Origin of the sequence: Leucobacter exalbidus (assembly GCF_017834145.1) — a bacterium.
Lineage (GTDB): Bacteria > Actinomycetota > Actinomycetes > Actinomycetales > Microbacteriaceae > Leucobacter > Leucobacter exalbidus.
In genome coordinates this window covers 2116114-2130710 of record NZ_JAFIDA010000001.1, presented here as the reverse complement: position 1 = coordinate 2130710, position 14597 = coordinate 2116114, and the positions used below count along the sequence as shown (strand labels likewise).

General features: G+C 57.3%; 13 protein-coding genes. 2 read left to right on the top strand and 11 right to left on the bottom strand.

Translation table 11 applies throughout. The annotated features are described in order from the left end of the window. Positions 1–31: 31 nt before the first annotated feature. The 6 genes from JOF28_RS09655 to JOF28_RS09630 form a co-directional block, all read right to left on the bottom strand. Positions 32–1087 carry a tartrate dehydrogenase gene (locus tag JOF28_RS09655; protein WP_209705564.1) on the bottom strand — a complete coding sequence of 352 codons (1056 nt, stop codon included), beginning with the start codon at positions 1085–1087 and terminating at the stop codon, positions 32–34. After that, entirely contained in the window at positions 1080–1502 is a 423-nt protein-coding gene (locus tag JOF28_RS09650) for an acyl-CoA thioesterase (RefSeq protein ID WP_209705563.1), read from the bottom strand. Before JOF28_RS09650 ends, JOF28_RS09655 begins: the two co-directional genes overlap by 8 nt. Beyond that, positions 1502–2401, bottom strand: a complete 900-nt coding sequence (locus tag JOF28_RS09645; protein WP_209705562.1) for a nitrilase-related carbon-nitrogen hydrolase — start codon at positions 2399–2401, stop codon at positions 1502–1504. The genes JOF28_RS09650 and JOF28_RS09645 overlap by 1 nt, the downstream gene beginning before the upstream one ends. Beyond that, positions 2398–3909, bottom strand: coding sequence for a class I adenylate-forming enzyme family protein (locus JOF28_RS09640; RefSeq protein WP_209705561.1), 1512 nt, complete (start codon positions 3907–3909; stop codon positions 2398–2400). The genes JOF28_RS09645 and JOF28_RS09640 overlap by 4 nt, the downstream gene beginning before the upstream one ends. 188 nt (positions 3910–4097) lie before the next feature. Then, positions 4098–5282: an NAD(P)/FAD-dependent oxidoreductase gene (locus tag JOF28_RS09635; RefSeq protein WP_209705560.1), complete on the bottom strand. Its 1185-nt coding sequence runs from the start codon at positions 5280–5282 to the stop codon at positions 4098–4100. A gap of 50 nt (positions 5283–5332) precedes the next feature. Continuing rightward, positions 5333–6184 carry a citryl-CoA lyase gene (locus JOF28_RS09630; protein WP_209705559.1) on the bottom strand — a complete coding sequence of 284 codons (852 nt, stop codon included), beginning with the start codon at positions 6182–6184 and terminating at the stop codon, positions 5333–5335. 159 nt (positions 6185–6343) lie between these two features. Here JOF28_RS09630 and JOF28_RS09625 point away from each other — a divergent pair, with 159 nt between their 5' ends. After that, positions 6344–8035, top strand: coding sequence for a PucR family transcriptional regulator (locus JOF28_RS09625; RefSeq protein WP_209705558.1), 1692 nt, complete (start codon positions 6344–6346; stop codon positions 8033–8035). A gap of 127 nt (positions 8036–8162) precedes the next feature. Then, positions 8163–8636: a MaoC/PaaZ C-terminal domain-containing protein gene (locus JOF28_RS09620; RefSeq protein ID WP_209705557.1), complete on the top strand. Its 474-nt coding sequence runs from the start codon at positions 8163–8165 to the stop codon at positions 8634–8636. Between the two features lie 139 nt (positions 8637–8775). Here JOF28_RS09620 and JOF28_RS09615 read toward each other — a convergent pair whose 3' ends face one another. Genes JOF28_RS09615 through JOF28_RS09595 form a run of 5 tightly spaced genes read right to left on the bottom strand, consistent with a single transcriptional unit; the run spans position 8776 to position 14482 of the window. After that, positions 8776–9387 carry an NAD(P)H oxidoreductase gene (locus JOF28_RS09615; protein ID WP_209705556.1) on the bottom strand — a complete coding sequence of 204 codons (612 nt, stop codon included), beginning with the start codon at positions 9385–9387 and terminating at the stop codon, positions 8776–8778. Between the two features lie 34 nt (positions 9388–9421). Beyond that, the gene (locus JOF28_RS09610) at positions 9422–10594 is read right to left on the bottom strand and encodes an acyl-CoA dehydrogenase family protein (RefSeq protein WP_209705555.1); all 1173 of its coding nucleotides are present in this window, start codon (positions 10592–10594) and stop codon (positions 9422–9424) included. 33 nt (positions 10595–10627) lie between these two features. Next, on the bottom strand, positions 10628–11476 hold the full coding sequence (locus tag JOF28_RS09605; RefSeq protein WP_209705554.1) for a polysaccharide deacetylase family protein: 849 nt from the start codon (positions 11474–11476) through the stop codon (positions 10628–10630). 30 nt (positions 11477–11506) lie between these two features. Then, entirely contained in the window at positions 11507–12286 is a 780-nt protein-coding gene (locus JOF28_RS09600) for an SDR family NAD(P)-dependent oxidoreductase (protein ID WP_209705553.1), read from the bottom strand. Positions 12287–12319: 33 nt separating this feature from the next. Then, a complete protein-coding gene (locus JOF28_RS09595; protein WP_209705552.1) occupies positions 12320–14482 on the bottom strand; it encodes an FAD-dependent oxidoreductase in 2163 nt (720 codons plus the stop codon). Positions 14483–14597 lie beyond the last annotated feature (115 nt).

Sequence of the window (14597 nt, the reverse complement as noted above, 5' to 3'; positions counted from 1 at the left end):
ATGTTTCCTTTACTTGTCTAAATCAGTGGAGTTAGGCGCCGAGGCGGTCGAACACAGCATCGGTGAAATCATCCGTGCTGAGCGAACCACCCAGATCGCGAGTGGAGTTGCCCGATGCGAGCACTCCTTCAAAAGCCGAGATTATTTCGGCTGCCGCCGCGGTCTCGCCGAGGTGGTCTAGCATCATCGCACCAGCCCACATCTGCCCAACCGGATTCGCGAGGCCCTTGCCCGCGATGTCGGGAGCCGAACCATGTACCGGTTCAAAGAGTGAGGGGAACTCACGCTCGGGGTTGAGGTTTGCAGATGGGGCAATCCCAATGGATCCGGCTACTGCTGAGAAAAGGTCCGAGAGAATATCGCCGAAGAGGTTCGAGGCAACAACCACGTCGAAAGACGATGGGTGAAGCACCCCTCGAGCAGCGAGAGCATCAATCAGAACCGATTCAAGCTCCACCTGCGGGTATTCTGCGCCAACGCCAGCCACCACTTCGTCCCAGAACGGCATGGAATGAATAATTCCGTTGGACTTTGTCGCTGAGACCAGACGCCCGGTTCGGCGCGCAGCGAGATCAAACGCAAAACGTGCGACTCGGTCGACACCCGTACGGGTAAAGATCGCTTCCTGGATCGCGATCTCTTCAGGCCGGCCTCGGTAAACACGGCCTCCCACCTCGGAGTATTCGCCCTCAACGTTCTCACGCACGACCATCAAATCGATGCTATCGACTCCCCTGACCCGTGCTTCAAGCCCGGGCAGCAACTTGGTCGGACGCAAATTGATGTACTGCATGAAGTCTCGTCGGATTGGGATCAAAAGCCCCCAGAGCGTAACGTCATCAGGAATTTCCGGGGTGCCCACTGCCCCCAGGAAAATCGCGTCCCCGTCAGACATCTGCTCGATGCCATTCTTGGGCATCATTGCACCGTCGCGCAGGTAACGCTCGGAGTTCCAGTCACGTTCGCGCCATTCGAGCTCGAACCCGTGCACTGCAGACAGCTTGTCGAGGCAGCGAATCGCGGCAGGCATAACCTCGCGACCGATGCCGTCTCCTGCGATTACATCAATAATGTGCCGATTAGCCATTAGAGCCAACTTCCTGCAGCGTCACTGAGCTGCGCATCTTCGCCGCCACCAACTCCGGTAGCGGCAGTGATTCTCCTAGTTGTGCTTCGACATTGACATACACGATCTGAAGCGTCGCGACCAGATTGAGCTGGTTCCTAATCTCGGTTCTGAGCGAGAAACTACTAGTACCGACGCGGGTACATTCGGTCGTGACGTCAAGCTCGTCATCAAATTGAGCGGGCGAAGCAAAGTCTGCTTCGATGTGGACTACCGACGGGTCAGCACCAAGCCGATTCAGTTCGTCGTAATTCCAGCCCAAGTCACGAAAGTATTCGGTCATCGCGACATCAGCGATCTCAAAATAACGACCGTTGAATAGGTATCCCTGCTTATCTACCTCGTGATAGCGCACGCGATGCAAGAAATGGGTCATTAGATATTCACCACTTCGCGCAACTTCGCGTAGAGCTCAGGGCGCTGGAGCTTAAGCCCTGGCGCTTCAGGGCGCTCGCGAGAAGCGATTAGAACTGCGTGATCAAGATCAGCAAAGATGATCTCTTCGCTGTCGTCGTGTGCTTGAGCAAGCACACCATCGTTCAGGCCAAATGTCTTATCAACCGGGGTCGTCACAATTGAGCGCCCCACAGCGTACATAGGAGCATCAGCCGGTAGCCCGCTCGAACCGACGAGCGGGCTCATGACCACGTAGCATTGGTTCTCAATGGCCCGGGCCGAGCAACCTGTCCGCACTCGGTAGACCCCTCGTCGGTTCCAAGTCAGCGACGGGCAGAGGATCAGATCCACTCCCCTGGCAACCAGGTGACGCGCGAGTTCAGGGAACTGCACATCTGCACAAATCAGCACGCCAACGGTGAACGCGCCGATCTTGGTCACGAGCATCTCGTCACCGCCAATTGCCCCCATAGCGTGTTCGGGCGGAGTGAGGTGTATTTTGTCCTGCAGCTCGACACGTCCGTCAGGGTGGGCCAGAATCGCAGTGTTACGGAGCGAGCCATCTGCGGCAATGCGATTATGGCTACCGCCCAAGACGGTGACTCGGTAGCGCTGCGCCAGCTGTCGCACCTGTTCCGAAATCTCAGGGAATAACGGTGCGAGAAACTCGCGATAGTCATCAGCGACCGTTTCGCCAATGACCTCATGGTCGTCAATGGCTCCAAGAAGGCCCATACTCGAGAATTCTGGGAAGACAACAACTTCAGCTCCACCTGCCACGGCCTGAGCAACAAGCCGATCCATCTCTGCGATGTGGGTGTCGAGTGAAGTCTCTCGCCGCAATGAGAACTGCACGCTTGCTACTCTGAGGTTTGTCATGCCGGGGCCCCTTCCAGGAGCATTGCTTTCACAGCTTTGCGGTTGACCTTGTGGGTGGTGGAGTTGTGCGGGAGTTGATCTATCTGCACGAAACGAGTCGGCACTTTAAATCCCGAAAGACGGGCTGCAGCGAACTCACGCAATGCATCTGCATCAACAACGGCACCGTCACGGAACTGCACGGCAGCTACGACTTCTTCGCCATACAACGCGTCGGGAAGGCCCACCACCGCGACATCCAAGACATCTGCGTGCTGGCGCAGCTCCGACTCGATCTCCCCCGGTGATACGTTACTTCCGCCACGAATGATCATGTCCGAAGTGCGCCCAACCACGTAGATGTAACCTTCGCTGTCGACTCTCAACAGATCTTTTGTGCGATACCAGCCCTCTGGGGTCAACGTTTCAGCAGTGAGTTCTGGATCGTTCCAGTACCCAAGCATGATTCCGGGTCCGCGAGAGATCGCTTCACCTGTTTCGCCTGGCTGAACGTCGTTACCATCAGCGTCCAGGAGGCGAAGCTCTGAACGCGGCACTAGACGGCCGGCCGATCCTTCGCGCGGCTCGGGATCAACTAACGGATCGTAGGTGACCAGCGGCTGCATCTCTGAGGCGCAATAGTTGTCATGCACCGAAATGTTCGTGTACCGCTTCAGCAGAGCGAAGGATTGCTCGTTACGCGGTTCTCCACCAGAAATAATGAAGCGCAGCGAAGATAAGTCCCAAACGCGCGCGTCTGCGTCAAGGTAGTTCGCAAATTTAGTGAGCACGGTAGTCACCGCCGGCAAGAACGTAACACCTTGCTGTTCAATCGCTGTCGCCAGTAGCTCAGGCTTCGAACGACGCCGACTGACCACAGTGCCGCCAACAAAAAGGGTAGAAAGTGACGCGGTAGTGAGCCCAAACAGCCAGGCCATAGGCAGGCACACAAGTGTCACATCGGCCACGGTCAAACGCCAAGTCTCGCTAAAAGTTTGTGCAGAGTTCAACAGCGCCTGGGCCGAGAGCATAATAGCCTTCGGCCGGGCAGTAGTGCCCGATGAATAACAGATTAGGGCGAGCTCGCCCTGCACCGCTTGCGGAGTCGAGATGGCTCCTTCGGCAACGCTTTCGAGCTGGAAAGGCTCATCGATTCGCGCAGTAGGAAGCCCCTCGCGCACAGCCGAGCAAACAAGTTCGTTCGTGTACTGGTCGCTCAGCACCAAAACTGGATCTGCGTCGAGCAAAGTTGAGCTGAGATCGGCAGCGGTAGTGGAGGGATAGATCGTCACAGGCACGCCATCCGCTTGCCAAACAGCGAGGACATTCACCACGTAGTGAGTCGAGTTCTCAGCTACGAAAGCCACCCTGTCGCCCGAGGAGACGCCGGCGCGCTGTAGTGCAACTGCCCGGATCGCTATTTGCTCCAGCAGGTCTTGGTAGCTCACCTCACCCAGTTCGTCAGTAAGCGCGAGAGCCTTACCTCGTTCTTGACCGACTTGCGTCAACGTGTGGAGGTAGTTACTCATCCGAGGACTGTGCGTCACCATTGATCCCTTCGATCCTGAATCACGCCCTATTTCCGATGTACGGCTTCGGGCCTGTGACCCCAGCCTAGAATGGGAGTTCCGGGCCGAAGTTAGTAAAGATTCAAGAGAAGTGACAGGGTCGTAGTAAAAGCTCCAATTTTCAGTCGGAAACGTTTACGCGCCCTCGATTAGCGGGCTGGCCGCACCCGATCTGCGAATGGATGTGATTCACCCGACAGGGCTGCGGCCATGACCTCGCTGCCGATCGGCCCGGTCGCGACTCCTTGTGAGTGTCCCGCATTCAGGTAGATGCCATCGGTACGCCCAATCAACGGCAGGTTATCCTGCGTCCAACTCGCGATGCCTGCCCACAGCCCGACAATGCCAAGTGAAGCATGTTCCGGATAACGGTCTAGTGCAGAACCCAGCAATGCCGTTGTCGCTTGTATGCCAATGTGCGGGTTCAGAGCCCCGGGCTCGTCAATACTGGAGCCAACGAAAAGTGCACCTTCGCTGTTCTGGGCAATAATGTCGTCATATTCGATCTTGGCGCTATTACCACCCGATTGTGGTGCGGCAAAGTCACTGGCGTTGTACCCGGGGAGGGCGGTGAGAGCCCCCGCCCATTTCACTCCACGAGGTCCATGCATGATGGGCGATTGCACTGGTGCAACCTTCTGCGTCAAGATCTGCCCCTGCCGCGCAGTACTAATGGGAATTTCAAGACCCTCGGTCGAAAGATTGACCGTCCACGCACCTGTAGCCCAGACCACGGCCGGCGCCACAACGTCACCTCGAATGGTTCGCACACCCAGAGTAGATTCACCCCGACGGATCGTTGAAATGACCGAAGTGTTCTCGTAGATCCTTACACCTTTGCGAGCGCAGGCCCCCGCAACAGCATTGACGAATCGGGTCGCGTCGACCTGGGCATCATCGGCGCAGAACACTGCACCGATTGCGGTCTCGGGGAGCAACGAGCTGTGCGAACGAGCTTCGTCAACGTTGAGGAAAGATACTTCGAGTCCCGCCCGAGCTCGATCCGCGACATAGCTCTCAAGGATGGCACCTTGAGCCTCAGTCTCAAAGAAAAAGAGGCCGCCATTCTGGCGGTAGTCGAAGACGTTTCCAAGATCCTCAATGTACTCCAGGTACTTATCCCGCCCTGCTCGGGCAAGATCTAGTTCGATGCCCGCACGACAAGTCTGCAGCCAAATTGCGCCGATCCCCCGCCCTGAAGCCCCATATCCAGGGAATCGTTGCTCTACCACTACAACGTCAAATCCCCTGTTACGAAGTTCCAATGCCGTGGTAATACCGGCGATGCCGGCCCCCACAACGACTACGTCAGCTGAATCAAGTACGGGGTTCACGTCTGTCCACATCCTCACAAGGCTCATTAATTCGGCGACTTTGCCGATCTTTAGCTCAAAGTACCAGGATCGGACCAGCCGCGTGCAGCAGCATCCTCGCGATAATCGCGCTGTTCACCCGAGTAATCCACGTCACCAGCTGGAATCTGGCGTACCAAATGGCCCGAGCGCAGTTCTTCCGTCACATGCGCCGCAATTCCCGGAAGCGTGCCAATGACCGCAAGCGCGGTTGACTCCTCTGGTGTGAACCCAAGCGCCGTAGAGATTGCCGCAATGACTCCGACATCATTAATCGGAAAGTGGGCGACCTTCGGGTTCTTCACAAACTCTTGGTGAATGGCCTCATACAACACTGCGGGACCGTTCCAAAGCCCTTCGCTCACGGCAATGTGTTTCAGCTTCTGGCCGCGTGGGTCCTCTCCCCGAAATACAGGATGACCAAACCCGGGGATGCGTAGGCGATCGGCTCTTGCTTGCGCCACAACCTGCGCGGCAAACTCCTCGAGTTCAAGTTCAGAAGCCTCGAACGCGGCATACTGCGTCGCGATGAATCGAGCCGCGTTCTCCGGGGCGAGGCTGTGCTCACCCGCAGCAAGAATCGCAGTGGCAAGACCTGCCTGCACGTTGGGATTGCTAGAGACTACAGCGCGAGCAGCAACGGTGCCGGCTTTCTCAAGGCCATAATCCAGCACGCCGGTAAGCAAGGCATCGACGACTTTAGCCTGCTGCGGCGTGGGAAGCTCGCCCTTGATAAGCAGGTAAGTTGCTGCCCCGAAGGGAATACCAATCAAATCTTCCAGATCGTAGCCTCGAACGTAAACATGCTCGGGCGTGATCTGGCTAACCGACGTTTGCCAGTACTTAGGGGTAGGTTCACTCATCACGATTTCTTTCTCTTGCACCGCATTTCGGGTAATAGTTCAAAGCTAGGTTCACGGAAGCATTCGATGATTCGTAATTTCTCCAAAGATCAGGCGTATTGCCTGTGATACTTTTACCGAGACACAGAGATGTGCACGTGCCATATCTCGTTCTTGCGTTTGAATGAAGGGTGACCCACCATGGAAGGTCCACAGCGGCTGGTCAGTCTCCCCGCGCTTGCCTTAGCGATTGGCAGCCCCGCACGCATGGTCGCCACGGAGGCCGACCTAGATGTGATTACCGTTCGCACCGCAGCTCTTTGGCACAAAGGCACTGTTTCATTGGGACGCGATACCCTCATTGTCGTGCCAGCGACCATCGATCGGGTCGCTGTCAGAGCGTTACGCACACAGCTCCACGCTTCTCCTACTCACGCCTGGGCTTTCTGCGGCTGGTCAGAAGAAGCCCTCGTGGAGCTTCAGCTAGAGTCTTCCTCTCATGCCGCTATGCAATTGGCACGCATCGAAGATGCTGCCGAAGTTTTCACCGCCCTTTCTCAGCTCTCGTTATCTCCCAGCGTTAATGAGCTTCGACGACTGACTGCTTTGCAGCGTAGCTTCAGCCAGGCGCTTGAACACGAGGACGCGATCGATGAATTGCTGCGTCGACTCCAGAAGGTATCGAACGCCGCCTGCCTTGTTGTCGACCACTTGGGTCGCGTTCGAGAGAGCGCTGGGAGCCTGCCCCTCAGCCTCTTTCTTGAACAAATACGCAAGACCGAAGCAGCCACTCAACATGTTTCGGTCGAGGGCTGGCAGGGGCAAGCGATTCGCCTCAAAAGTGCCGATGCCTCACAACAAGAGAAAACCGATTGGCTCATTGTTGCCGCACGTAGGCGCGAGTTTCCTACCAGCCAAGATAGTGCAGCGGCACACATTGTAGCTTCGTTGATCGAAGCCGCAAGGCGCATCCAGCTATCTACAAAGAAGCAAGAGAATGCGATCAGGGCCTCAATCTTTGACGAGGTGCTAGCACTGACGCCGAAACCAGATTCCCCTGAGTTAGCAAGCCGAATGAGTGCACTTGGAATCGACTTCAACGCACCACTTAGGCTCGTCGTCGCGTCCGTAGGACTCCAGCAGATAACGACCTCTCGGTCGTCCGCACAGCAGCTTTGGCAAGCCCTCAAGAACGCGCTGCTTGCCTCAGACACGCCATTTCTGAGCACTGAACGGGAGGCTACAGCGGTCTATCTCATTCAGGCCAGCGTCGACACAATTACGCGCATACAGCGCATCAACAAATCTGCCCTCGGGACGCTGCTCTTTGGCGTCGGACGAGAAATCAATACCATCGGTGATATTCCAAGCGCACATGCCGATGCTCTCATTGCGATCCGAACCATCCAATCTGGCCGCCACGATGACTCGAGTATGTCTTACGAGCAGTTTGATTTTGCCACTCGAGTATTTGCCTCAGTTGGCCTCGAACAGATGGCACACACTTCTCGCTCATTCCTAGAGCCGCTGCTCCAGCGGGAGCCGATGCTCCAGGCTCTCCGCCGCTATTTTGAACACGATCAGAACACTAATGCCACGGCCGACTCATTAGGCATTCACCACAATACGTTGCGCTACAGACTTGCCAAGGTCGAGGAACTGCTTGATTTGAAGCTCAACGATCCAGCCGCTATCGCCTCACTCTTCCTAGCAACCACGGCGCTTGACCTCGTAGATCTCCAAACAACCCCAGCACATGGTGAACATGACAACCGCGGCACCCTAGGCGCCGATGAGGGGGCTTCGAAAGTGGGGGTCCCATCCGCCTCAACACGGCACGCTTCCTCGAGGGTGACCTCTGTCACTCAACCTCCCAAGAGCATGCGGTACTAACCAACCGAAGATTGTTGGTAAGTGTACAGCGTCTCTGCGTTTCCTTCGGTCAAGTTCCAGCTACGTTTCACCCCCGTTCGAAGCAGAATTTAAGTAGGATCACTGCTTCGAAAGGAAATACGCACTCATGACAATAACTGACGCAACAACCACCCGAGCCACAGGGCTGTATCTCGAGGAGTTTGAGGTCGGACAGAATTGGGTAACCCCCAAGCGAACCATCACTGACGCCGAGGTCACAGCATTCGCCGGTATCTCAGGTGACTTCAACCCTCTGCACATTGATGAGGAGTATGCCAAGACGACTCAGTTCGGTGGACGGATCTTTCACGGCCCCGGCGTATTCGCTATTGCTACCGGGCTAGAGTCAACCTTGGGTATCAAATCAGAGACGGCCATCGCGTTTCTCGGCATGACTTGGAACATGCTCGCCCCCGTGAAAATCGGCGACACGATTCACGTTGTGGAGACGGTTACTGAGGTACGCCCCTCACGGTCAAAAACCGACCGCGGCATCGTTGCCTTCGACGTCAAGGTGCTCAACCAGCGCGGTGAGGTCTGCCAGGAGGGCATCTGGAACGTCATGTTCAAGCGCCAGTAATCTCCCCGATAACGCACAAGAGGCCAGCCCCCGAAGGTAGGGGTGCTGGCCTCTTGTGCGTTGATCCGGCACAAATTAAAAACACCCCTGACTATCGCAGCCGTCGTCTGGCCGCGATAGTCAGGGGTGGGTGTATCCGTTACAGACTCGGAAGTTCCTCAGCAAGCGTGCGCACAGATACCCTCGCGGTCTCGCGCAGCTTGGCCACGTGACCCGGCATATCTTCAATGCCATCGCCCAGGGTGTTGTACAGAAGCTCAAGCCGGCTGCTCTGAGCACCGCAGTAACCTGCAATACCGACGTTGAGGTGGTTGGCCATCATGTCAGCATAATTCCGTTTCGCAAAAGCAACGTCGGTGTCCCCCGCAAGCCCAAGCCACAGGATAGATTTCACCCCGATCCGCCGCCCACCGCCGTAGAAATAGCCGTGATTCCATACCCGGTCGATGTATCCCTTGAGTATTGCCGGGAATGAGTACCACCACACGGGAAAAACAAACACGACCGCGTCTGCCTCTCGTGTTTGAGCGATACTGGCCATAACAGTTTCGCTGTACTGGGCATCGAGATCATCCCACTGGGGCTCGTCTTGCTCGCGCAATACCGGGTCAAACGGAATGCGGTAGAGGTCGATCTCATCTACGGCCATGCCCGCTGCGTGCAGCTCCGCAATGACGTCCGCTGTGATCGTGGCCGTCAGCGATGCGGTTCTAGGGTGCGCCCAAACCACCTGTACGCGAGGTGTAGTCATTGAATTGATCTCCAATCAGTTGCGTGTAAGACGACTAAAGTCCGTTAGCGAGAATTTCTTTCGCGACAACTCCGCGCAGAATCTCGTTCGTTCCCTCTCCGATGGGCATAAGCGCCTGGTCTCGCAGAATTCGCTCAAGCGGGAACTCCTTGATGTAACCGTATCCACCCAGTACGCGCATCGCCTCATAGGCAACTTCTACGCCCATTTCTGTGGCGTAGATCTTTGCCATGCCCGACGCTGCGCTCGCGCGCCCTTCGGCCTCGGTCTTCAACGCAGCGTTGATATACAGCAAGCGTGCGGCCTCGACCTTGATGGCCATGTCTGCAAGCTTGTGCTGGATGGCTTGGTGTTCGCCGATGGGCTTGCCGAATGTCTCTCGCTGCTTTGCATAATCAAGTGCGACCTCGAGGCTGGCACGGGCCATGCCCGTCGATGCGCCAGCCATATAAATACGGCCGCGGTCAAGGGCGCCCATCATCTGGTAGAAGCCCTTGCCTTCGACACCGCCCAGCAGGTTGGACGCGGGAACGACAGCGTTCTCGAAAATCACTTCGCACAGTTCGAGGCCACGGTGGCCCATCTTCTTAAAATCGGCGCCGTAGCTGAGGCCCGGAGTATCGTGTTCGATCAGCAACAGACTGATTCCACCGCGGTGCGCCGGCTTAATCGAGGGGTCTGTGTTCACCAACGTCACAAGCGGGTTGGCGTGCTTCCCGTGAGTGATGAAGATCTTGGTGCCGTTGACGATGTAATTATCGCCTTCACGGCGAGCGGTCAGCTTAATCTCTTTGAGATCGCTGCCCGTCGACGGCTCGGTGAGCGCAATGCCGCTCATGCGCTTGCCCGCCACGATGTCGGGGAGCAAACGCGCCTTCTGCTCTTCAGTGCCGAAACTGCTGATGAGGTAACCGCCCGAGCTCGTCGTGTAGACGAGGCTAGCCAGCGCCATCCAGCCACGGGCGAGCTCTTCAAAGATCAGGCCGTAGCTGACGTAGTCCATGTCAGACCCGCCGTACTCTTCGGAGACAGTGATCCCGAACATTCCGAGCTCTGCAAGCTTCGGAATCAGATCATCGGGGTACTCATCTTTTTCTTCACGCTCGCTGGCGGTGGGCATCACCCACGCATCAACGAACTCACGAACCATGCCGCGCAACGCAACATGTTCCTCAGTCAGACCAGCCGTAATATGTCGTGATGCCATGATCGCCCTTTCGCGATGGAAGAATGAAAGTGTTTATGAAACCGGATCAACCCAGGCATCAGCTGCCTCGGAGATCGTCGGGAACCATACGCCGTCGTGCGACTGCACATATTCAATGAACTGCTCAAGCATGAGCAGATTGTGCGAGCGCCCGATCGTTTGCGGGTGAAGCGTCCACGTCATCATGCCGCCGGGGCAGCGTTCATAAGCAAAATCAAACGCGTCCTTCCACCGCTGCAGCACCACGGCGTTTGCCTGCTGCGTCGCATTGCCGTTGATCATCTCCAGCTCAGGGAAGTCATCGAGCCCCCACGACACTGGAAATTCGAGCAGCGGTGATGGCTCCCCAAACTGGTTACCCGCCTCACGGTCGATCACGGTGACCATGCGTGGATGGTAGGGCTCAAAGTCGCGGCCCATCAGCGATGAGTCCCATTCCAAACCAAACTCGTGCAGCACCGCGAGCGTGTTGTCGGTGACGTCAAGCGCCGGCGACCGGTACCCGCGAGGTCGCAGTCCTATGAGTTCTTCGTGGAGCTTCAGCTGCAACTCCATGAGTCGACGCTCTTCGTCAAGCTCTAGCTTGGGCACGTACTCGTGATAGACGCCGTGGGCAGCGATCTCGTGACCTCGATCAACCACCGAGGCAACGGCATCGGGGAACGTTTGCATAGTGTGCGTGGGAATGCACCAGGTCGTCGTGATGCCGTAGCGGTCAAACGTATCGAGCAGACGCGGTCCACCAACCTCAGCGCCGAACTCTCCTCGCGACAGCGCCGTTTGTGATGAGGTACGAAACGTTCCCATCCAAACGCTGTGGGCGTCGAAGTCAGGGCTCAACGAAATCGCTAAGCGTTTGCCTTCAGGAAGCTGTAGTGCCATGCGTTCAACCCTTCTTCAACGAGGCCTGCGTTAGGCCGCGATCCAACCGCCGTCGACGTGAATCACGTCGCCGCTGATGTAGGCAGCACCCTCGCTCGACAAGAAGTAGACCGTGGCGGCGACCTCGGAGGGGAGCCCGCCGCGCTGCATCGGAATGAGCATCTTCATGAGCTCGGGACTGGTGCCAACGCCGACGTTTGTGTCGGGAACGATGTCGCCAAGAATCTCTTCTGAGGTCGCACGAATACTGGTCTTTACAACGCCGGGGGCCACCAGGTTTGCGTTGATTCCGTACTGACCAAGATCAACCGCCAGACGACGAGTCATACCCTCGAGTGCCGCCTTCGAAGTGTCGTAAGCCAGCCCATCGGGAAGCGCGCGCGACGCAGCGATCGAGCCGATCAACACGATGCTGCCCGACTTCTGCTTGATCATTTCGGTCGCCACGGGCTTCACCACGTTGAAGGTGCCGGTGAGGTTGATGTCAATGATCCGGTCCCACAATTCGCGCGTCGTCTGCTCAATACCAGCAAGGCCATCAAACACACCAGCACAGCCGGCGAACACATCGATGGAGCCCTTACCGGCGATCTCGGCGACCACTGCGGCCACTCCGTCGTAGTCGGTGACGTCGACCGTGTAGGTGCTGACGAGATCGCTCGGCAGTTCTGCCGCCACAGCGGCAAGGCGCTCGGCCGAGATGTCGAGCAGGTGTACATGGTCGCCGTGTGCCGCAAACTCTGCAGCTACCCCTGCACCAATGCCGCTACCTGCGCCAGTGATCAAAACATTACGTGTCGCGTGTGCCATGTGAGCTCCAGACTGTTGTGAAAATTGTTGTGCTTAGTACAAGGGCAAGAGCGCCCGTGCACCCAGTTCAAAGTCAGCGTCGCTGCCGCCAATAATGCGGCGCTCGCGAATGAAGGGCAACGACTGCGCCGGGTTGGGACTATCGATCTCGCGCGCAAGCCGGTGCCCTGAGAAGATCGCATCAGCGATGAAATTGGGGCGCACGCAGTCGCCGATACGGTGCACCGCTGAAATCTCGTTCTCTTCCCAGTCGCCACGACGCTGCAGCAGGCCCTGGAAGATGGAGTTGTCAGAGCTGCGTGTGCCCACAAGAACAATGTTGTCGAATTCGAATTGTTCGGGCTCGCGGTAGGGCGAGGTCAGCAGCGCGGTGGACGGGCCGGCCGCTGTTACCGCGGTCTCCGTGCGAAGCTTCACGCCTAGACCAAGGAGATCGTTGATCGTGTGCGTGATCTCGCGGGTGTAGCGCTGGTACTCACCAATGTGCTCACCCTTGGTGGCGAGCACCACCTCGTGGCCGTTCTTAGCCAGGAGCTCTGCGATGCCGGGACCCATGAAGTAACCGTCAGAGTCAACCACGAGCACGCGGCGACCCACAGGAACTTCGTCTCGTACAACCTGCTCAGGGGTCAGGAGTTTGTCACCAAACGCCGGCTCTAGCCCGAAAGGCAAACGGTTCTGGGGGTCGATACCATTGCGCGTGTAGTGCGAGCCCGTGGCCACGATGACGATTCCAGCACCGTAATCGAGCGCTTCTTCAGCGGTGAACTCAGTGTCGAGAATGACCTCAACGTTGCTGAGTTTGCTCAGCTGGTGCTCTCGGTACTCGATCAGCCGGCGCCATTCGTGGCGCCCGGGCAGCTTCGATACCCAGTTGATGCTCCCGCCAATAGCCGATGCTGAATCAACGAGGTGCACGTTTCGCATGCCTCGCTTGCCGAGCACCATGGCGCATTCCATACCCGCTGCGCCTGCACCAATGACGAGAACGTCATTCTCGTGATTCTTAGCCTGCAGGTAGACCTCGGGCTTCCAGCCACGACGGAATTCCTCGCCCGTCGTCGCGTTCTGCGTACACGCGATCGGTGCCGTACCAATGTCACGCGATACACAGAAGTTGCAACCGATGCACTCCCGAATATCCTCAATGTTGCCCGTGCGAACCTTCTCGGGAAGGAACGGATCGGCGATGCCTGCGCGGGCCGCACCGATGAAGTCACACTGACCCGCCTGAATAATGTCGACCATCGTGTCAGGGCTGTTCAAACGCCCTACGTTGACGACCGGCTTCTTGGTGTATCGCTTGAGACCGTCGACATACGGCTTCTCAAAGTTTTCTCCGACCGTGCGTGACGACTGTGCGTCTTGCGCCCAATCGAATCCGCCGATGACGAAGTCCCAGTAGTCCACGAGGTCATCCATGTGTTCGATGAACAGCGGGGTGTCGCCGCCTGAGCGGATGCCGCGGTCTCCGAGCCCAAACGGCCCGTCAAGCGTGTCAACGCCGAGACGCAGGCCAATGGCAATATCGGGGCCTACGGCTTCACGCGCGGCTTGGAGCATCTCGCGTGCAAAGCGTGAGCGGTTCTCGAGAGACCCGCCGTATTCGTCGGTGCGAGTGTTGTAATAAGGAATAAGGAAGTGAGCGAGAATCGAAGCGGCGTGACCGCAGTGGAACGTGATGAGGTCGAAGCCCGCGTCCTTCGCACGAAGAGCAGCCGATACATAGATCTGCTTGATCTCTTCGATCCCATCGTGGTCGAGCTCGATCAGCCCACCGGCGTAAGGTACCGCGAGTGCCGACTCACCTGGCGTCGAAACCGGGCTGCGCGGGGTCAGCCCTCGGCCCTCACTCATCACACCAACGGCGGCGTTGTATTCGAGCTCGATGCCGGCGAGCGCACCGTGCTCTTGAATGGCCGACGCTACGTGTGCCAGGTTGCGCACGTCGCCTTCGTCCCAAAGACGAGACATTCGGTGTGGAGTCTTGTCCATCTCGGGGGCAATGGTGGTTGCCTCGGTGAAAACGACACCCCAGCCGCCCGCTGCACGCGTTCCGCGGTACCCAGCAGCTGACCCAGAGCTGTCACTGCCAAAGCCAATCGCATGGGGCGTCGCCCAGAAACGATTCTTTGCAGTCTTCGGGCCGAGTTGCACTGACTCGAAAAGAACTGAGTAACGCTCAGACAGGCTCATCTGCAAAATCCTCTTTGATTGGTAACTCGGAGTGGTATATCCCCAAAGTAAGCCATCGGGAGACCCCCCGGCACTCGTTTAAATTACAGTAAATCTGCGATCCGATAGGAAACCT